The sequence below is a fragment of the Zunongwangia sp. HGR-M22 genome (assembly GCF_027594425.1).
GTDB lineage: Bacteria > Bacteroidota > Bacteroidia > Flavobacteriales > Flavobacteriaceae > Zunongwangia.
Genome location: NZ_CP115159.1, coordinates 3,915,357 through 3,934,982 on the forward strand (window position 1 = coordinate 3,915,357; position 19,626 = coordinate 3,934,982).

A 19,626-nucleotide genomic window follows, 5' to 3' on the forward strand; every position below is an offset into this window, starting at 1 on the left:
AAAACACCAAAAAACGACAAAGCTTGCGGTATGAGCGATTGCGGTTGTCATTAATTTATCGTTTCTGATATTTGTAATAACAACCTGTAATCTTCTTCTTTAATTTTTATAGGTGTTTCTGGATAAGGAGATAAGCTTTTAACTTTCAGATTGATATTGGACAATTGCGGTAAATTATTAAGATTGAGGTCTACAGAACTACCAATTTCGAGTAGATATTCTCTACAGCTTATTCCCCCTTTTTTAAGTTCAATTAAAACCTCAGCAGTTCCTGCCCAAATACAAGTTACATTTTTAGGGCATCGCGAATCTGAAATTACTTTTTTTAGAATCACCTTATAGTCACCATTATCAAACTCCTGTCCTATCTTCAGGCCAATCTGAGTTACAAACACGGAAGTGGAATCTATTTGAGCAGATGCACTAAAAATTGAAAGTACCATTAAAATTATTGGCAAAAATTTCTTCATAACCGGCTTCTTTATTTAAAGACGATTAATATTAAAGAATGTTGCAAATTTTATCCAAGCCCTACGTCTAAAGTCATCATCACCATAAACCCACCTATAAAGCCTAAGGTACTAACATCGGTATATTTACTTTGTTGAGATTCTGGTACTACTTCCTCCACTACTACAAAGATCATTGCTCCCGCAGCAAAAGCTAACGCATAGGGTAAAATTGGCTGAAAGGTCATAACGGCCCAGGCTCCAAGCACCGCTGCCACAGGCTCAACAATCGCTGATAGTTGACCGTAATTAAAACTTTTTCTTCGGCTAAAGCCCTGCCCTCTTAATGGCATCGCAACCGCAAATCCTTCAGGGAAATTTTGTAATCCAATTCCTATTGCTAAAGCTACCGCCCCGGCAATACTTGCGCCTTCAAAACCAGCTGCTGCACCTCCAAATAGAACACCCACAGCAAGACCTTCAGGAATATTATGTAAGGTAATGGCTAAAACCAGCAAAATCGACTTATGCCATGGGGTTTTAATTCCTTCTTTTTCAGTACTACTAAAGTTTACATGTAGATGTGGCAAAACTTTATCTAATGCGAAAATAAAGAGAGCTCCAAGTCCAAAACCTACTACAGCCGGAATTGTTTTTTCAAAACCTTCACCAGGGCTCATTTCTATCCCGGGAGCAAGTAAACTCCAGAAACTTGCGGCAACCATCACACCACCAGTAAAACCTAACATACCATCAAAAAGCATCCGATTCATTTTCTTAAAAAAGAATACCAAAGCAGCACCTAGCGCGGTTAATCCCCAAGTAAAAAGCGTAGCATAAAATGCTGCTAAAACAGGATCGATACTTTCTAAATAACTTATAATTTTATCCATTATAGAATTGAATTTTATGTAATAAATATAGGAATCTCAATGCGATGTCTCACAGCATCCACAGTAGTTCCCAACATTAGATCTTTAAGCATTTTATGACCATGGCGACCCATTACCAATAAATCGCAGTTATTTGCTTCTGAATTTAAAAGCTGCGGAATTGCTTTTTTAGGCGTACCGAAGCTAAGATTTATTTCGACGATATAGCCTAAATCTTCTAATTGCTTCTTATAGTTTTTTAAAAACTCGGTATCCTTATCGGTTTCATAATCTTGAATTTGCTTTCCGTAGATAACTGCACCGGGTGTTTCAACGGTATGCAAAAGCGTATATTTACAAGCCTTGCCTCCAAGATTTAGCGCTGCGGAAATACTTTTTTTGTCTGAAGCTGAAAAATCTATGGCAATCGCTATATGTTTGAAGTTTTTTTCTGAAATAGCATCGATCCTTTCCGGATCCTTGTGTGGCGCATGATTCTTAATCCACTCTTTCGCCATTCTCTCTTTAAAAAATGGCCAGAAAGAAATAAATAGTAAAAGCAATGCGGTAGCTAAAACTATGGGTACGACAAAAATCCAGATGTAAGTAGCATCATTCGAGGAAGCAATCCAGTTTTTTAATTCATCAAAAACAAGTTTAGCGTTTAGCAAAACAATGATTATACTGATAATCCAGGAAGCAATAATGATAGGCCATTTAATATGAAAACCATTCATCGATTTTTTATCGCTTACAAAATGGATAAGCGGAATAATAGCAAAACCTAGCTGTAAACTTAAAACCACCTGACTAAGTACTAAAAGCTCTCCTGTGGCTCGCTCCCCAAAATAAATAATCGTTAGAAATGCGGGAATTATAGCGAGTAATCGCGTAATTAAACGTCTTACCCAAGGCTGAATTCTTAAATTTAAATAGCCTTCCATTACAATTTGCCCTGCCAGTGTTCCTGTTAATGTAGAACTTTGTCCTGCCGCAATAAGTGCCAACGCAAAAAGTACAGGCGCTAAAGAAGATCCTAAAAGTGGTTCTAGTAATTGGTGGGCATCCTGAATTTCAGCAACTTCAAACATTCCGTTTTTAAAAAATACCGAAGCTGCTAAAATTAAAATGGCAGCATTTACAAAAAAAGCAAGATTTAAAGCTATGGCAGAATCAATAAAATTATATCGAAGAGCCTGGCGAATACCGTTTTTGGTTCTTTTAATTTTACGAGTTTGTACCAGCGAAGAATGTAAATACAAATTGTGCGGCATTACCGTCGCCCCGATAATCCCGATAGCAATGTAAAGACCATCGCTGCTTGGTATTGTAGGAATAAATCCGTTTGCAATTTCAGGAAGATCTGGTTTTGCTAAAAACATTTCCAGTAAAAATGATCCGCCAATGATAGCGATAAGTGCTACGATAAAAGCTTCCATTTTTCGCATGCCTTTATTCAGTAAAAAAAGCAATAGAAAACTATCGAATACTGTAATTGAAACTCCCCAAAGCAACGGAATATCAAATAATAACTGCAGTCCAATCGCCATCCCTACAACTTCAGCCAGATCGCAGGCTGCTATGGCAATTTCAGCAAAAATATAAAGTATAAAATTTACAAAAGGAGGATATTCTTCTCTGGAAGCCTGAGCTAGATCGACACCTCTAACTATACCCAGCCGCGTACATAAACTTTGTAAGAGCAATGCCATAATATTAGACATCAATAGCACCCAAAGCAATGAATAACCAAACTGGCTACCACCAGCCAGATCTGTGGCCCAATTACCGGGATCCATATACCCCACACTTATTAAATACGCCGGACCCAAAAATGCCAAAATACGCTTCCAACCCGTTTTTTTACCGGAAGTGTTTACCGAGTGATGAACCTCACCCAAAGATTTATTTTGGTTGAAATTACTCAACTTTGGCCGGTTTTAGATAAATATTATTCGCTGCCACTTTAGATATGGTAAGCTCCTTACTGTTTATCTGTAGTATCATAGAACCATCAAACTGTTCCTTTTCAAGAATGCTTATAGTTTTGCCCAATTTAATTTTATTACGATCTAAATACTGAAGAAAAGCTGCGGAAGAATCTTTTACGCCTACACATACGCCTTGTTCACCCTGATCGAATTCAGCTAAAATTTTCTTCTCCAGATTCACAAAATTACCTTCGGCGTCGGGAATTGGATCTCCGTGAGGATCGCGTTTAGGAAATTCTAAAAATTTATCCAGTTTATCTATTAGTTCATCAGATTTAATATGTTCTAATTGCTCGGCAATGTCGTGCACCTCATCCCAGTTAAACTGAAGCTTTTCCACCAAAAAATACTCCCACAATCGATGTTTACGAATCACCTGAATGGCAATATGCTCTCCTTTCTCGCTAAGCTTTACGCCCTGATACTTTTTATAATTTACCAGTTCTTTTTCTGAAAGTTTCTTCACCATATCGGTTACCGATGAAGCTTTGGTCTCCATTTCTTCTGCGAGCGCATTAGTACTTACACCACGAACATATTTTTTCTGTAAGTGATAAATCGATTTTAGATAGTTTTCTTCGGAAAGCGTCATTTCAAATTTAATTATACACAAAAATACATTTTTTTAAATTAAAACAAATTTTTAGATTTGTCTAAAAATAATATTTAACTCAGCTAATTAAATTGGTAATATGAAGATTTTAAAACTGTTACTATTTATTTTTCCGGTGATTTTACAAGCCCAGCAAGAGATTGAGATTACCGGAAAAGTAGTAAGTAACGGTCGTCCTGTACCTTTCGCAAATATTTTAGTAGTAGGAAAAGAGCAGGGTACTTCAGCCGATCGTGAAGGCAACTTCAGTTTAAGCATTTCAGAAAAAACATCTCTAAAGTTTCAGGCCATTGGTTATAAAACAAAAATCATAAAAATCACACCTGAAATTATACAAAATCAGCCTTCAATTATTCAGCTTGAAGAAGACCAATTAGGTTTAGATCAAATTGTAGTAAGCGCCACCAGAAATAGAGTGAACATCAAAGAAGCTCCCGTAATTGTAAATGTTCTAAGTCCAAAACTATTTAATGCCACCCAATCCATTTCGGTTGCAGAAAGTTTAAATTTTCAACCCGGTGTTCGAGTGGAAACCAATTGCCAAAACTGCGGCTTTACTCAGGTTCGATTAAATGGACTTGACGGAAGTTATACTCAGGTTTTAATTAATAGTCGAGCCGTATTTTCAGCATTAAACAGCGTGTATGGGTTAGAGCAAATTCCGACTTCTATTTTAGATCGGATAGAAGTGGTTCGAAGTGGTGGCTCTGCATTGTATGGTTCTAACGCCATCGCAGGAACGGTAAATATTATAACCAAAGATCCTGTGCTGAATTCATGGCAATTTTCTTCTAATCTTGGTTTGATCGACGGAAAAACTCCAGACCGAACATTAAATCTAAATGCATCGGTAGTGAGTGAAGATTTAAACAATGGTATCACAGTTTTCGGAATGAAACGCGACCGCGATAGTTACGATGCCAACGGCGATGGATTTACTGAAATAACCGAACTCACCAACACCAGCTTAGGCGCTAAAGCTTTTTTAAAACCAAACGAAAAAAGTAAGATAACCTTAGATATTACCGCTTTAGAAGAATATCGCCGTGGCGGAAACAAATTAGATTTAGCTCCGCATCTTACTGATATTACTGAAGAATTAGACCATAATACCGTAATTGGCGGAATTACCTATGACATTAGGAATGAAGATGGCAGCAACAATTTTTCAATATACACTTCTGCCCAGCATACCGATCGAAAAAGCTTTTATGGCGGTTTGGGTGGGGGGCGTACTCGACAGGATTCGATTAGCGCTGCCAATGCCTACGGGAATACGAAGGATTTAGCGCTATTAGTGGGTGGGCAATTCACTCGAAACTTTAAAAATAATGATAATATTTTAACCGTCGGAACCGAATATAACCTAAGCAATACCGAAGACAATATTCCCGGTTACAATTGCTATATCGATCAAAAAGTGAATTCAATCGGAACTTTTGCTCAGTACGAATGGAAACCCTCACAAAAATTTACGGCACTTATTGGTGGCCGGTTAGATTATGTAAATGTTGATGGAAGTTATACTATCCAAAATATCAATCGAAATTCAGAAATCGATCAAACTGTTTTAAGTCCGCGTTTAACCTTACGCTATAAGCTATCTGACGATTGGCAGTTTAGAGGAGGTTATGCTCGCGGTTTTAGAGCTCCGCAAGCCTTTAACGAAGATCTTCATGTTTCCTCTGTAGGAGGCGAACCACAATTTGTTATTTTATCGAACGATTTAGAAACCGAATACTCTAACGCCTACACTGCTTCGATAAACTATTCCAATAATTTTAATAAACTGCAAACCAATTTCTTGTTAGAAGGCTTTTATACCGATCTTGAAAATCCGTTTACTACAATAAGTACCGGTGCCAGTTTACCAAATGGTTCTATTTTAGAAGAAGTAAGAAATGGTAGCGGCGCCTATGTAAGCGGAACGAATATTGAAATTGGCATTTCTCCTTCTTCAAAATTAAGTTTTCAGATGGGCGGAACTATTCAGAATTCCAGATATAAAGAAAATCAGGTTTTATTTGAAAGTGACGGAAACACCCCAAATGAAAGTGATATTGTTATTTCTGAATTTGTGCGTAATCCAAATGTATATGGGTATTTAAATACTAATGTATCTATTTTTGAAGAAACAAGTCTCGACATTACCGGAACCTACACCGGATCGATGACGGTACCACACGTAATTAGCGACTCCGGTTTTCTAGAACTTAACGAAAGTGATTCTTTTTACGATATTAATCTAAAAGTAACCCATCATATCGATATTACTGAAAATTTTCAGATGAATGTTTATGGCGGAGTTCAGAATATATTTAATGAGTATCAAGACGATTTTGATACAGGCGCGGCTCGAGATTCCGATTATATTTACGGCCCAGCACAACCCCGAACTTTTTACTTCGGAATAAAGTTTGGAAACCTGCATAATTTATAGAATTTAGAAATGAGATCGCTGCGCTGTTAGAATTTAGATAATAGAGAAAAGAGGCAAGAAACAGGACTAAATTATATTCAATTTGAAGATTTGATAATTTGGAAATGCCTTAATACGAAATAAGAATTTAGATCACTGCATTCTTAGAAATAGAGAAGAGATATGAGATTTTGAATGCCGACTGGTGGATAGATTTAACTTCATATGAATGCTTCTGCTGTCGTCGTGCTGAACTTGATCCAGCATCTCATCCTGATGAGAAAATAGAGTAAAATGCTGAATTTTGAATAAAAAAATATGAAGGCTAATTGTTTTCCGAAAACCGTTAACTAATTAAAATTGAATAGATAAAACCAGAATATGACTAAAAATTTTCAAATTTTAATCTTATTCCTAGCTCTTCCCTTACTAGGGCGTAGTCAGGAAAACGATAAAATAAACTGGCTGGATTTTGAGCAATTAGAAGGTTCTCTTAGCGTAAAACCTAAGAAAACCTTTATCTATTTTTATGCAGATTGGTGCGTGTATTGCAAAAAAATGGATCGAAATGCTTTTAAAAACCCTGAAATTATTACAAAATTGAATTCAGAATTCTATGCCGTAAAAATGAACGCGGAAAGCACCGATACGATCACTTTTGAAGGTCAGATATTTTACAATCAACAAGCCGAAACACAACGGAATGGCATTCATCAGATTCCGTTGCTCTTGGCAAGCAGGGAAAAGAGTGAACTTAGCTTACCAGCAATATTAATTTTGGACGAAAAATTTAGGGTTCTACATCGCGAATTTAATTATTTAGCGACTGAAAAAATGTTGGAGTTGCTTAGTCATAATTAACTATTCTTGCGCTGCTAAAGGTAAAATAACAAGTAATTCAAAATCAGAAATCTCTATCTCTTCTAGAACTTCTCCATTTACCGATGCTCCCACCGGAATAATATAAGAATAACAAGGTTCTTCTATTTGTTCTGTCTGTATAACCAGATCGACTGTTTCATACCCATCAATACTAATTTGATATTGAAAAGTTTCCATATTACCGAGCAAAAATACTCCCAGAGAATATTGAGTTTCGCTAAGTATAGAATTAGGTTCTGCGTATTCGATTTCGGGTATATAAATAAATTCGGGATTCCCTAAATCTGATTCTATTGTAAGGGTCTCTGGATCGATACTTCCGTTTTCAAGAAGATTTTCTCCCGAAGCATCTACCAGTCGTATTAAACATTCCGGAGCATAATAAGAATCTAGTAATAGACCTCGTGAAGAACATTCGGTTTCCGCATCATCATCACCTGCGCAACCTACCAGAAATATCAATAAATATAAATATCGTAAACTAGCTTTCATAAAGTACTGTTTAATAGATAGATACCTAAAATACTAAATGATTGCGTACCTATATATAAATAATTTGCGTTAGGGATTGCAGTGAAAATCCTTTTGCGAGGCACGAGCAAAAGATTGTAGCGTAAAGCCCGGCCGAAGGCAACGCCCAAAATTTAATCCATCGAACAATCGAACATGTGCTAAATTAATTACAAATGGCTCGATGAGCCTTAGAAGCCTCGTTCTTTTTGGATGGTATCGTAAGCTTCCTGAACTTTATCAAATTTCTCTCTTGCACCTTTTTTATAAGCTTCGTCCATATGTTCTAACTTATCTGGGTGATATTTTTTGACCATTTTCCGGTAAGCTTTTTTCACTTCGGCATCTGATGCTGATTTCTCGATTTCCAAAATTTTGTAAGCATTCGCTGGCGACGGCTTAAAAAACATCGCTTTTATACTCTCAAAATCTTTAGCTCCAATCTTTAGATAACTGGCTATTTGCTGAATCATATTGGCCTCGGCACTACTTACCGTGCCATCGGCCTGAGCTATCCCGAATAGAAAATGAGTAATTTGTAATCGTGTTGGATATTGGGTTCGGCTGGCTAAATACTGAGAAATGCGAGAAGCCGATAATTGTCGATCTTTAATTACATCGTTAAAAGTTCTAAAGGTTGCATTGGCACGCTCTTTCCCATAGGCACGTACAAAATAAGAACGTACATAATCGAGTTCGCTTTGAGAGACTTTCCCATCGGCTTTAATAACCAGTGCACATAGCGACAATAAATTGAGTTCGAAATCGCCGGGAGATACCTTAGATTCTTGTTTTCCCATCATGGATTGTAGAAAACCACCGCTATTACGATTCCAATTATCTAAAAGTGTCCCGATAATAAATCCAAGGATCGCTCCTGGAAATCGCATGTACATAAAACCTAAAACAGCTAGAAGCCACTTTATCATAGATTGCAAATTTTTAGCAAAGATAACATTTACAAAACTAAAAGCTTTTATTGTAAGGCACAGGTTTTCTAAGCGACAACTTGATAAGAAATATAGGTTTAAGCATTGATATTCATTAAGCTGAACTTAATTTAATACCTTTGTGTCTAATAACGTTTAATATAAATAATTACAATATATGTATCCAGCAGATTTAGTAAAACCAATGCGAGAAGATCTTACAAGCATAGGTTTTGAAGAATTACACACTGTAGAAGATGTTGAAGCAGCAATGAAAAAAGAAGGGACTACGCTAGTTGTAGTAAATTCGGTTTGTGGATGTGCTGCAGCGAATGCAAGACCAGGAGCTAGAATGTCTTTACAAAACGCAAAAAAACCAGATAATTTATTTACTGTTTTTGCAGGGGTAGATCGTGAAGCTACAGATTTAGCTCGTGGATTTATGGTACCATTTCCACCATCTTCTCCATCTATGGCTTTATTTAAAGATGGAGAATTAGTTCACATGTTAGAGCGTCATCACATTGAAGGTCGACCTGCTGAAATGATCGCAGAAAACCTTACAGGTGCTTACGATGAATTTTGCTAGATAGCATTCACATTCAAGATATTAAAAACCGACAAATAATTTTGTCGGTTTTTTTATGCTCCAAAAGCGCTCATATTAACGATTTTCGGCCTACTCTCCTGCGCCAAAATGATCGAATAAGAAACTTATGGGCGATTATACATAAAAGTTTATTTTTGTAGTTTTTAAATTGAATAATGAAAAAACTACTATCATATCCGTTAACGGTAATTTTTTACTTTTTTTTCTTTCTTACATTACTCGTATTTCATCCAATCCAATGGATATCTTTAAAATTGGGTGGTTATTCGGCTCATAAAAAAAGCGTAGATATTTTTAATTTTTTCCTGTTACGTTGCTTAAACATTTTGGGAACCCGGTTTATTGTTGAAAACGAACATAATATTCCAGTTGATCGGCCATGTATTTTCGTAGCTAATCATCAAGGCGTTTATGATATCCCCCCTATTATATGGTATTTAAGAAAACATCATCCAAAATTTGTTAGTAAAAAAGAATTAGGAAAAGGCATCCCAAGTATTTCTTTTAACCTGAAACATGGTGGATCGGTCTTAATCGATCGTAAAAATAGACGAGAAAGTTTACTCAAAATGGCCAAATTCGCCAAATATTTAAAAGAAACTAATCGATCTGCTGTAATTTTTCCTGAAGGTACCAGAAGTCGTGATGGGCAGCCAAAAAAATTTGCAGCTAGCGGAATGCAAATGCTTTTTAAGCAAATGCCCAATGCCATAGTTGTTCCCATTACTATCAATAATTGCTGGAGACTACTAAAAGATGGAAGCTTCCCACTAACGATAGGGGTAAAATTACGTATGAAAGTTCATGACCCTATTGAAATCGATTCTACAGATCCAGAAAGCCTGGTAGCCTTGGTAGAACGTACCATTATTGCTGATATTCGATAAAATATGACTCAAAACGAATTGATTATAGATAATACGATTGCGTTTGTAAAGGAAACTTTAGCGAATGCCGAAGGTGGTCACGATTGGTTTCATATTGAGCGAGTATTAAATAATGCAAAACTTATCGCTAAAACCGAAAATGCGGATAATTTTATTGTTCAGTTAGGAGCTTTGCTACATGATATAGCTGATTCTAAATTTCATAACGGTGATGAAACTATAGGCCCTAAATTTGCTTCAGAATTCTTAAAATCCCAAAATGTTTCTTCGGAAGTGATTGAGCATGTTGTAAAAATCATTCAGAATATATCGTTTAAAGGCGGAAATATCGAGCAGCAATTTCATTCCGCAGAACTGGATATTGTACAAGATGCCGATCGTTTAGATGCCCTTGGTGCTATTGGCATTGCCAGAACCTTTAATTATGGAGGGTTTAAAGGAAGAGCGCTTTACGATCCTGAAATCGAACCAAAACTGAATATGACTAAAGAAGAATACAAAGCTTCTAACGCGCCAACCATTAATCACTTTTACGAAAAATTATTACTGCTGAAAGATCGAATGAATACCAAAACAGGTGCTGAAATTGCCCAAAAACGCCATGAATTTATGGAGCTGTTTTTAAACCAGTTTTATGCCGAATGGAATGGAGAAGCATGACTTATTAAATGATTAAGCTATTTGCACATAGTATTTTATCTTATAAAAAAGCCTCACAATAAATTTGTGAGGCTTTTAATTTTTACTCATATCTAACTTCTAATCGCGAAGCAATCTAAGTTCTAATCTTTCAAATGTTCAGCAAAAAAGCCCATCATTGCTTTATATAAATCTAATCGATTTTCTTCTTTAGCAAAACCGTGACCTTCGTCGTATTTTACCATATACGGCACTTCTACACCTTTAGATCGAAGGGTTTCTACAATCTGGTCGGCTTCATTAATATTCACTCTAGGATCGTTAGCACCTTGAACGACAAATAGTGGGTTTTTAATTTTATCGACATGTAATGCCGGAGAAATTTCATCCATAATCACCTTTTCTTCAGGGATTCCTGGATTATACCATATTTTATATAACAACTCGCGATATTTTTCCCAATACGGCGGAATAGTTTCCATAAAAGTATTTAGGTTACTTACCCCAACATAATCTACTCCGCAAGCATATTTTTCCGGAGTTTTTGTCATTCCGCGTAAAACAGCATAGCCTCCGTGGCTACCTCCGTAAATAGCAACACGGTCTTTATCTACATAACCTTGTTCGATTACATAATCTACTCCATCTTCAACATCATCCATGGCTTTTCGACCAATTTCGCCAAAACCTGCTTTCAAAAATTCTTTACCGTAACCTCCTGATATTCTAAAATTTACGTGCAAAGTGGCATAACCTCTACTAGCAAACAATTGTGCTTCCGGATTAAAGCCCCAGCTATCGCGAATTCCTTGTGGACCACCATGCGGATTTACAACTAAAGGTACTTGTTTACCTTCCTTATAATTATGAGGCAAAGTGATATAACCATGTAAAGTTAGCCCGTCTCTACTTTTGAAAGTAATCGGCTTCATACTGGCCATATCTTCAGCTTTAAGATGTGGCAATAATTTATACAATAAGCTTACGGTATCTTTTTCTACATCGTACAAATAGTATTCTCCTACAATTTTATCACTAGTTACGGCAACCATATATTTAGATTCATCATCGGTTCTGCCTACCGTAAAAAACTGCTTCTCTCCAAATTCTTTTTCTAATCGATTATAGATTTTTTTATAGGTATCACTCACCGGAATTATTTTTGTTTTCTCTCCGGTATATGAAAAATAGTCGATTTCATAATTTCGTTTTCTAGAGAGAGACATGCCGGAAACATCGAATGTATCATTGCTAAAGACCGTTTTAATTTTCTTATTCTTTTTTAAATCATAAAGTTGAATTTCTGTTTTATCACCTTCAAGATTGGAAACTACATAGGCTTCATCTGGATTGTCGGAACTTGGGTTAAAAGAATAAATCCCAAAACTATCTCCAAATTCGGTTAATTTTACCTGTTTGAATTCTCCATCTATCTTGTATGATATTTCGGTATTCACCCCATCAACAATATGGCTAATGGCTCTTAAGTTGCCCTTGCGATCAAAATCGTAACCGGCTACCGGTGGCTCTCCTTCTTTAACAGTATATAATTTGGTTACTTCACCAGTATTGATATTTAAAAGATAAGGTTCTTCTTGTTGCAAATTATCTTTATTCATCTGCACAATAACATGGTCTTTATCTTCTTTTAAAGATTCTAAAATACTAACACGCACTCCTTCAAAAGGCGTAAGTTCTTTATCATTTTCACCGTTAAGATCTACACCATACACGTGATAGTTTTCATCGCCTCCTTTATCTTGAACATACAGAATACGATTGTTGTTAGCCCAGTCGAAACCTCGAATCAAATCCTCTTCCTGCTTTTTTAAGAGGCTTTCTTTTTTTGTTTCCGTATCCATTATGTACAAATCGCGTTCTCCTGAATCTCTACGCTTCATATATGCGATATGATTCCCGTCGGGAGACAGCTGAAACCCATAAGTTTGCGGAGTTTGAAAATAGTCTTCTACAGAATATTTATAAGCTCCAGTCTCTTTAGCAGCAAGTTTTTTTAATTCTTCTTCACTAGATGGTAATGATGTATTTCCTGGTTTTTTCTTCACAGTTTTCTTTAAATTTAAAGGCAAATTTTGCTCCATTTGCTCATAAGTTCCTTCAATGTTATCACCGTTTATTTTTCCGGTAAACGTCATTTTCATTTTTGCTGACTTGATTGTCAACGAATCGTTTTGCAAAATTACCGAATCCATTTCGATTCCTGAAGCGCCCTGGGCAGGAACATCTAAAGTGGCGGTATAGCCATCTTCAGTCGGGCTAATATTAAAAATAAGCTCCAGTTGCATGCCTTGCACAGCAAGTTCTCCTGAGTAGGAACCATTAAGTTCTTGCGCCTTTACAGAAACTCCAAGAACTACTAAAAGTAAAGTTGTAAATAATTTTTTCATGGTAGTTGGTTTACTGATTAGTAGAAGCAAAATGTTTTTGTTACACTTCAAACCAACTTATCACTTTAATATTTAGACAATTATAAAAACTAAACTGTCTCTTTTTGACAAACAGGACAGTAATAGGTTGTTCTTCCTGAGACTTTGGTTTGTTCGATTTTACCATTATTTCTTGGGCAGTCGGCACCCTCGCCTTCTTTACGGATAGAAGTAATATACGATTCCGGTACTCGCTTCCCTTCAATCCTGGCTTCTTTTACCTTTTCTAAAACATCGCCAATTTTATCGAAAATCGATTGCAATTCTTTTTTGTGAAGCGAACTTACTTTTGATTTTGGATGAATTTTTGTTTGAAATAAAACCTCATCGGCATACATATTTCCTATCCCGGCAATTAAACTTTGATTCATCAACAAGCCTTTTATCGTGCCGCTTCTACCCTCACAGATTTCTAAAAACTCTTCTTCGGAAATCGCTAAAGCATCTATCCCGAGATTATGAGATTCCTGAAATTCTTCAACACTTTTAGCCAGATATAGTTTCGCAAATTTACGCGGACAGGTAAACGCCAACTTAGAATTGTCATCAAAAATTAATTTAAATTGTGTGTATTTTGGCGTGTCGTCATGCTGATAATATTCCAATTTTCCAGTCATCCCAAAATGCATCACCAAAACGCCGCCGTCCTTTAACTTCAGAAATAAATATTTTCCTATTCGATCGGTTGACTCAAATTGATTGTTTTTTAATTTTTTTTCGAAATCAGATTTTGGTGATTGATATATCTTTTTATCTCCGGTTTCTACCTCAACGATTTTTTTATGTAGAATCGTCGCATCTGCATATTTCTTTTGGTAAGCAACTTCAGGAAGTTCGGGCATATTTTTAAGTTTACAGTTTTCGGTTTAGCTTTCAGCCTTAAGCTATCAGCTATCGGCTTATTCAGAATTCAGCATTTAAAATTCAAAATAAATTAGTCTTGATTCTTGTCTCTTGTCTCTTGTCTCTTGTCTCTTGTCTCTTGTCTCTTGTCTCTTGTCTCTTGTCTCTAAAATTAAAAAACCTAAACCCAGAATTCGCTAAATTCCTGCTAAAATTCAAAACAACTTCAGTTGGCCATCTTTATATTGTTCATGTAAATCACAGCTTAACGGCTTTCTTTCTCTATTTTTTAGATATAATTTTCTTGCAATTTTGAATTGCTGCTTCACCTGATCGGCAAATTCACCTTCGCCCTTCATTCGGGTTCCAAATCGGCTATCGTTAAGACTTCCGCCGTGTATATTTTCAATTTGATGAAGCACCTTCTCTGCCCTATCGGGCATGGTTTTCCTGATCCAATCGGTAAAAATTCCACCAATAGCACCGTTCAATCTTACAATGGTATAACCTACACTTAGCGCTCCTCGATTTGCAATTTCTTTTACCAGCGGCATAATTTCGTGACTGTTGATTGATGGAATAATCGGTGCCATCATCACGCTTACCGGAACATTTGCTGCAGCAAGTTTTTCTATCGTTTCCAAGCGTTTTTTAATGCTGGCTGTTCGTGGTTCTAATATTCTGCGCGTATCTTCTGATAATGAAGTTACCGATAGGTTTACTGTTACCAGATTGTCTTGTGCTAGTTCTTTTAAAATATCAAAATCTCGCTGCACCAACGCATTTTTGGTAATAATCCCCACCGGATGCTTATATTTTAAGAAAGTCTCTAGTAGCTGCCGCGTGATTTTTAGTTTTTTCTCAATGGGCTGATAGCAGTCGGTGTTACCAGACAAAACAATAGGAACAGCTTCCCAACTCTTGCTTCTTAGCTTTTTTTCGAGCACTTCTACTGCGTTTCTTTTAACCAGGATTTTCTGTTCAAAATCCAATCCGGGGCTAAACCCCCAATACTCGTGAGAATTTCGAGCGTAACAATAAATACACCCATGTTCACAACCCTGATAAGGATTAAGGGAAAATTCCATCCCAACATCCGGACTGGCTACTTTATTTACGATGGTTTTGGGAAAGGTATCGATAATCGTCGTTTTACTTTCTTGAAAATCATCCCCTTCAGCAGCACAGTAATTTAAAAAATCATCTCGAAATTCATGATTATGAACATCAAATCGATTGGGCACATTGCTTTGCGCTCCTCTTCCTTTTATATACTCCTTTAAAATTGACATATTTCAAAATTAAGGAAATTTTCCATCATTTTGGATTTTATCCTTTTTAATACCTAAATAATAATTTATATTCTTAAGCGTTAACTTCCATACTTTAATTATCAGGCAACCTTTCTTAGAAAATATGCGTCTTGATTAATAGAAACCATCATCAACCAAATTTACATGACTAGAATAGTAACCTTAGCCATTTTTATGCTATCGTTTATTACAAACGCTCAGCAACTAAAAACCATTCCACTTTCTTCTCCTGAAAGTAAAAATTATGAAGATTTAGATTTTCTGAAAGATCAAATCCAACAAAAAAGTGTTGTTATGTTAGGGGAACAAACCCATATGTACGCGAATATTTTTGAAATGAAAATTCGGATTATCGAATATCTGCATCAGGAATTAGGCTTTAACACTATTGCTATGGAATCTCCCATGTATGATATTTGGAAAATGAACCAAACAGGATTTGAACCCTATACGTTTAACAAAGCCATATTTGGAGTTTGGGGAAATAATGAAGAATTCCAGCGGCTGGTACAGTATATTGAAACGAATGACCTTAACGTTATTGGGTTTGATTCTCAGGTAATCAACACCTCAAATTTTACTGACGATTTTTTTGATTTTATTGAAGAAAATAAGCTCCGTTTAAAATATGATGAAAATGATTTAGGAATTATAATCGAAGGGATTTTAGAAAATTTAACTTTCGATGATTCAGACCTAAATTTTAGTCAGTTTAAAAAAGAAATTGAATCTATAATTCGGCAAATTGAAAAACTTCCTAAAACAGAAGAAAATTATTATTGGCTGCAATTCACTAAAAGCCTTTTGGCCTCAGCAAACGACGTTTACGAAAATGCGGAGCCTATCTTAAGCGAAGATTTTGCAAATAAACAGCATAATTTTAGAGATGCTCAAATGGCTGATAATTTAATTTCTTATGTTGAAAGAAATCCTAAAGAAAAAATTATAGTTTGGGCCGATAATATTCATATTATGCTAGATAATTCTTCCATTAATCAACCGATAATTGGAGAATTTGTTTCCGCAGGAAATTATATCAAAGAAAAACTTCAGGATGACGTGTATAGCTTGGCCACCATTCATGCTAACGACTCTCTATATGACGATGGAAGAAGAAAATGGGAAAAAACACCTATTAAAACTGGCTCTTTTGAGGATATCCTTCGTAAGAAAGAAGCTGACTATTTGTTTATAGATGCTCATCAAACAGCAATGGATAAATCTTACGATTCTAGGTTATTAAGCTTTATAAATTTTTATGAGCTTCAATTAAATGAATTTCATGATAGCTATATATTCTTTAAAAAAGCAAGCTTACCTAAAAGCGAAAAGAAAGCAATAACTGAGGCTAAAGAAGATACTATAACAGAAAATAAAATTGCTTCGCCTAAGGCTGAAAAAGAAAAGTCTGGTAAAATCGTCAGATTAAAAGGAAAACTTATAGACGCTGCGAATAACGAACCGGTAGCTTTTGCGAATTTGATTATGAAAGATGAGCAAATTTATAGAGTAGCCGATGAAAATGGCCATTTTGAGCTTACAATTAACGATAGAATGTTTAAGGAATCTTCCGTCGAAATTTCTTCAATGGGATATGAAAGAAAAACAATTGCGCTTAATAAATTACAGAAAGAAATATCACTTAATCCTAGTTTTGAGAGTTTGGGCGAAGTTGTAATTTCGGCACATCTTACTCCAATTTCGGTATTAAAAAAGGCGGTTAAAGCAAAGTTTAAAAATCATTCAAAAGATGACTTTAATTACCAACGCTATAGCCATATTATACTGAATACTAAAGACACTACTTTTATTGATTTAGACCTGATTACAAAGAATTATGATAACGGTTTTAAATCCGAATATGTGACTGATAAACGAGTCGAGCAAATACGCTGGAATAAAAATCTGGTAGGTAACGCTTATAAAAATACAAGACAATTCTTTGGTTATCGCGAAGATCCTATTCGTTATGCTAACATTTTGCATAAACGAAAATATAAAAAGTTCGATTTAGAGTTTGTAAGCTCAGGATTAGCACAAGATAAAGGAAATTACATTATCGCTTTTAAAACCAGCCGAAATAAATGGAATTATACCAATAGAGGCTATCCTACTTCATATTCCGGCAAAGTATATATTGATAAATCTAGTTTTGCCATTACTAAGGTGGTGGAAAACTGGGAAACCAATTTAGATCAAAAAGAAGTCGAAAAGTACTATTCTTACAGGAGAGATTACCAAAAAGAAAAAAGTCTTATTATAAAAGAAGAAAATATAGCTTTTTACAATAAAATATATAATGGTAAATATTATCCATCAAGGTATTTTAGAAGAGAGTTCAAGGAAGGAGAATATAAAAACGGAAAGAAAGTCAATAATGTGTTTGAAATAAACTCTTATTTATACAATTATAAATTTGAAGATGTAGAAGAAATAAAATATGAATATTTTGGAAAAGAAGAGCAAACGCTTTTAAACCGTATAGATTACAATCCTGAATTTTGGAATGCTTTTAATCTTAAAATAAATCAGCAAAATGACTAAAACCATCTTAATTATTAGCATTTTAATTTCTTTCAGTGGAATATGCCAGCAATATGATGGTGTTGAAATCGAAAAATCCAAAATCGATAAAAACAATACGATTTACACTTTAGGAAAAGAGTTTGTTTTCAACATAAATATTAAAAATAATGGAGAAGTCCTTTATATCGAAAATAATGAAGATGAATCAATTCAATTCACTAACAATCGTGATTCAGCAGCGATAACCGAAGTTCATTTAACAGTTATCAAACCAAAATTATTTCAAAGAACAAATAAACATCAAACTGAAATTTATTACAGTTACGAGCCTAATCCTACTTCAATTTCAGCAACAGGAATTGTAGAAAATCAGAATAATATTTGGTTGCACCCTCCCAGAAACGGATTTTTCAAAGCGTTGGAAACTTGTCCTTTTCCATATATCGTAAAAGATAAACCTGTGGGTTTTAAATGGAAAGACAGCATGAGTATAGGTAAACATTGGGGAAATAAACTATGGGGAGAATGGAATGATCGGTTAATACTAAATTATAAATATGAAATTACTGAAACTGAAATTTTAAATACTCCTTTTGGGGAAATAGAATGTTCCGTGATAAATGCAATTGCAACTTCAGAAATAGGCCAATCGCGGTTGAAAGCTTACTATTCAGAAGAATATGGTTTCGTTGCACTACACTATACTTTATTTAGCGGAATAGAAATAAATTTAAAATTAGATAAAGTAATTGAAGGTCCTGTTTTAAGAAATACCAGAGATTTTTTTGAAAATAGATATCAGTAATATAAAAACTTTTGGCGCTATCCAATTTATTTGAAATAGCGCCACATAATTATAAAATGATAAATAGTTACTTCCCGGGAAATTCTGCTTTTCGCTTATTTAAAAAAGCTGAAGTTCCCTCTTTAAAATCTTCAGTCCCAAAGGCATTTCCAAATTCGCTAATTTCAACCTCAAATCCGTTTACGCCTTTTTCGTAGCTGGCATTTATGGCTTTAATGGCGCCTTCGATAGCTACCATCGAGTTATTCATAATTTTAGAAGCTAACTTTTCTGTAAACTCTATAAGTTCGTTTTGCGGAGTAACATGATTCACTAAATTGTATTGCAAAGCTTGGTTGGCATCAATCATTCCGGCCGTCATGATCATTTCCATAGCCCTTCCTTTACCCACAATTTGCGTTAAACGTTGTGTCCCGCCATAACCGGGGATCACCCCAAGAGAAACTTCTGGCAAACCCATTTTTGCATTTTCTGAAGCGGTTCTAAAATGTGCCGCCATCGCTAATTCTAATCCGCCACCTAAAGCGAATCCATTAATCGCCGCAATTACAGGTTTTGGAAAATTAGCCACTAAATCAAACAATTTCGTTTGGCCTTCAGCCGCAAGCTTTTTTCCTTCTTCCGGAGAAAAATCTGCAAATTCACTAATATCGGCTCCAGCCACAAAAGCTTTTTCTCCACTTCCGGTAAGAATAATTACTTTAATATCTTCATCATCTTTCGCTTCAACAAAAGCTTCATGAAGTTCTTGTATAGTATCTTTATTTAAAGCGTTTAGTTTAGACGGTCTATCTATTGTAATGTATAGAATTTCTTTTTCTTCTTCAACTAAAATATTCTGGTAACTCATAGTATCCGTTTTTTATTAAAGGTAGAGTTTTAAACCCGTCT

At 35.4% G+C, this 19,626-nt stretch carries 17 protein-coding genes; 7 read left to right on the forward strand and 10 right to left on the reverse strand.

Annotation, left to right across the window (positions count from 1 at the left end):
- Window positions 1-50: 50 nt before the first annotated feature.
- The 4 genes from PBT91_RS16970 to PBT91_RS16985 are packed head-to-tail and all read right to left on the reverse strand — an operon-like array spanning window position 51 to window position 3,904.
- Window positions 51-470, reverse strand: coding sequence for a hypothetical protein (locus PBT91_RS16970; protein ID WP_270059645.1), 420 nt, complete (start codon window positions 468-470; stop codon window positions 51-53).
- Between the two features lie 50 nt (window positions 471-520).
- The gene (locus tag PBT91_RS16975; RefSeq protein ID WP_270059646.1) at window positions 521-1,342 is read right to left on the reverse strand and encodes a ZIP family metal transporter; all 822 of its coding nucleotides are present in this window, start codon (window positions 1,340-1,342) and stop codon (window positions 521-523) included.
- A 14-nt stretch (window positions 1,343-1,356) separates the two neighbouring features.
- Window positions 1,357-3,249: an Nramp family divalent metal transporter gene (locus tag PBT91_RS16980; protein ID WP_270059647.1), complete on the reverse strand. Its 1,893-nt coding sequence runs from the start codon at window positions 3,247-3,249 to the stop codon at window positions 1,357-1,359.
- Window positions 3,242-3,904 carry a metal-dependent transcriptional regulator gene (locus PBT91_RS16985; protein ID WP_270061485.1) on the reverse strand — a complete coding sequence of 221 codons (663 nt, stop codon included), beginning with the start codon at window positions 3,902-3,904 and terminating at the stop codon, window positions 3,242-3,244. Before PBT91_RS16985 ends, PBT91_RS16980 begins: the two co-directional genes overlap by 8 nt.
- Window positions 3,905-4,004: 100 nt before the next feature.
- Between PBT91_RS16985 and PBT91_RS16990 the strand changes: the two genes are divergently transcribed.
- Together PBT91_RS16990 and PBT91_RS16995 are read left to right on the forward strand one after the other, a co-directional pair.
- Window positions 4,005-6,365, forward strand: coding sequence for a TonB-dependent receptor (locus tag PBT91_RS16990; RefSeq protein WP_270059648.1), 2,361 nt, complete (start codon window positions 4,005-4,007; stop codon window positions 6,363-6,365).
- A 360-nt stretch (window positions 6,366-6,725) separates the two neighbouring features.
- Window positions 6,726-7,205, forward strand: a complete 480-nt coding sequence (locus PBT91_RS16995; protein ID WP_270059649.1) for a thioredoxin family protein — start codon at window positions 6,726-6,728, stop codon at window positions 7,203-7,205.
- Here the strand turns inward: PBT91_RS16995 and PBT91_RS17000 are convergent, their stop codons facing one another.
- Together PBT91_RS17000 and PBT91_RS17005 are read right to left on the reverse strand one after the other, a co-directional pair.
- On the reverse strand, window positions 7,206-7,718 hold the full coding sequence (locus PBT91_RS17000; protein ID WP_270059650.1) for a hypothetical protein: 513 nt from the start codon (window positions 7,716-7,718) through the stop codon (window positions 7,206-7,208). It abuts the gene before it with no gap.
- 209 nt (window positions 7,719-7,927) lie between these two features.
- Complete coding sequence (locus tag PBT91_RS17005) at window positions 7,928-8,665, reverse strand: TerB family tellurite resistance protein (RefSeq protein WP_270059651.1); 738 nt, start codon at window positions 8,663-8,665, stop codon at window positions 7,928-7,930.
- A gap of 178 nt (window positions 8,666-8,843) precedes the next feature.
- Here PBT91_RS17005 and PBT91_RS17010 point away from each other — a divergent pair, with 178 nt between their 5' ends.
- From PBT91_RS17010 to PBT91_RS17020, 3 genes are all read left to right on the forward strand, one after another.
- Window positions 8,844-9,254 (forward strand): BrxA/BrxB family bacilliredoxin, encoded by a 411-nt coding sequence (locus PBT91_RS17010; protein ID WP_270059652.1) that lies wholly within the window; start codon window positions 8,844-8,846, stop codon window positions 9,252-9,254.
- 176 nt (window positions 9,255-9,430) lie between these two features.
- The gene (locus PBT91_RS17015; protein ID WP_270059653.1) at window positions 9,431-10,162 is read left to right on the forward strand and encodes a lysophospholipid acyltransferase family protein; all 732 of its coding nucleotides are present in this window, start codon (window positions 9,431-9,433) and stop codon (window positions 10,160-10,162) included.
- A 3-nt stretch (window positions 10,163-10,165) separates the two neighbouring features.
- The gene (locus PBT91_RS17020) at window positions 10,166-10,822 is read left to right on the forward strand and encodes an HD domain-containing protein (RefSeq protein ID WP_270059654.1); all 657 of its coding nucleotides are present in this window, start codon (window positions 10,166-10,168) and stop codon (window positions 10,820-10,822) included.
- A gap of 122 nt (window positions 10,823-10,944) precedes the next feature.
- Here the strand turns inward: PBT91_RS17020 and PBT91_RS17025 are convergent, their stop codons facing one another.
- The 3 genes from PBT91_RS17025 to PBT91_RS17035 form a co-directional block, all read right to left on the reverse strand.
- Complete coding sequence (locus PBT91_RS17025) at window positions 10,945-13,209, reverse strand: S9 family peptidase (RefSeq protein ID WP_270059655.1); 2,265 nt, start codon at window positions 13,207-13,209, stop codon at window positions 10,945-10,947.
- A gap of 89 nt (window positions 13,210-13,298) precedes the next feature.
- On the reverse strand, window positions 13,299-14,090 hold the full coding sequence (locus PBT91_RS17030; protein WP_270059656.1) for an Fpg/Nei family DNA glycosylase: 792 nt from the start codon (window positions 14,088-14,090) through the stop codon (window positions 13,299-13,301).
- A 216-nt stretch (window positions 14,091-14,306) separates the two neighbouring features.
- On the reverse strand, window positions 14,307-15,383 hold the full coding sequence (locus PBT91_RS17035; RefSeq protein ID WP_270059657.1) for a PA0069 family radical SAM protein: 1,077 nt from the start codon (window positions 15,381-15,383) through the stop codon (window positions 14,307-14,309).
- Window positions 15,384-15,548: 165 nt separating this feature from the next.
- On the opposite strand from PBT91_RS17035, the gene PBT91_RS17040 reads away from it, so the two are divergent.
- Both PBT91_RS17040 and PBT91_RS17045 read left to right on the forward strand, forming a co-directional pair.
- Window positions 15,549-17,948 (forward strand): erythromycin esterase family protein, encoded by a 2,400-nt coding sequence (locus PBT91_RS17040; protein ID WP_270059658.1) that lies wholly within the window; start codon window positions 15,549-15,551, stop codon window positions 17,946-17,948.
- Window positions 17,941-18,735: a hypothetical protein gene (locus PBT91_RS17045; RefSeq protein WP_270059659.1), complete on the forward strand. Its 795-nt coding sequence runs from the start codon at window positions 17,941-17,943 to the stop codon at window positions 18,733-18,735. Before PBT91_RS17040 ends, PBT91_RS17045 begins: the two co-directional genes overlap by 8 nt.
- 67 nt (window positions 18,736-18,802) lie before the next feature.
- On the opposite strand, the gene PBT91_RS17050 is transcribed toward PBT91_RS17045, so the two are convergent.
- Window positions 18,803-19,585, reverse strand: a complete 783-nt coding sequence (locus PBT91_RS17050; protein ID WP_270059660.1) for an enoyl-CoA hydratase/isomerase family protein — start codon at window positions 19,583-19,585, stop codon at window positions 18,803-18,805.
- Window positions 19,586-19,626: the final 41 nt, after the last annotated feature.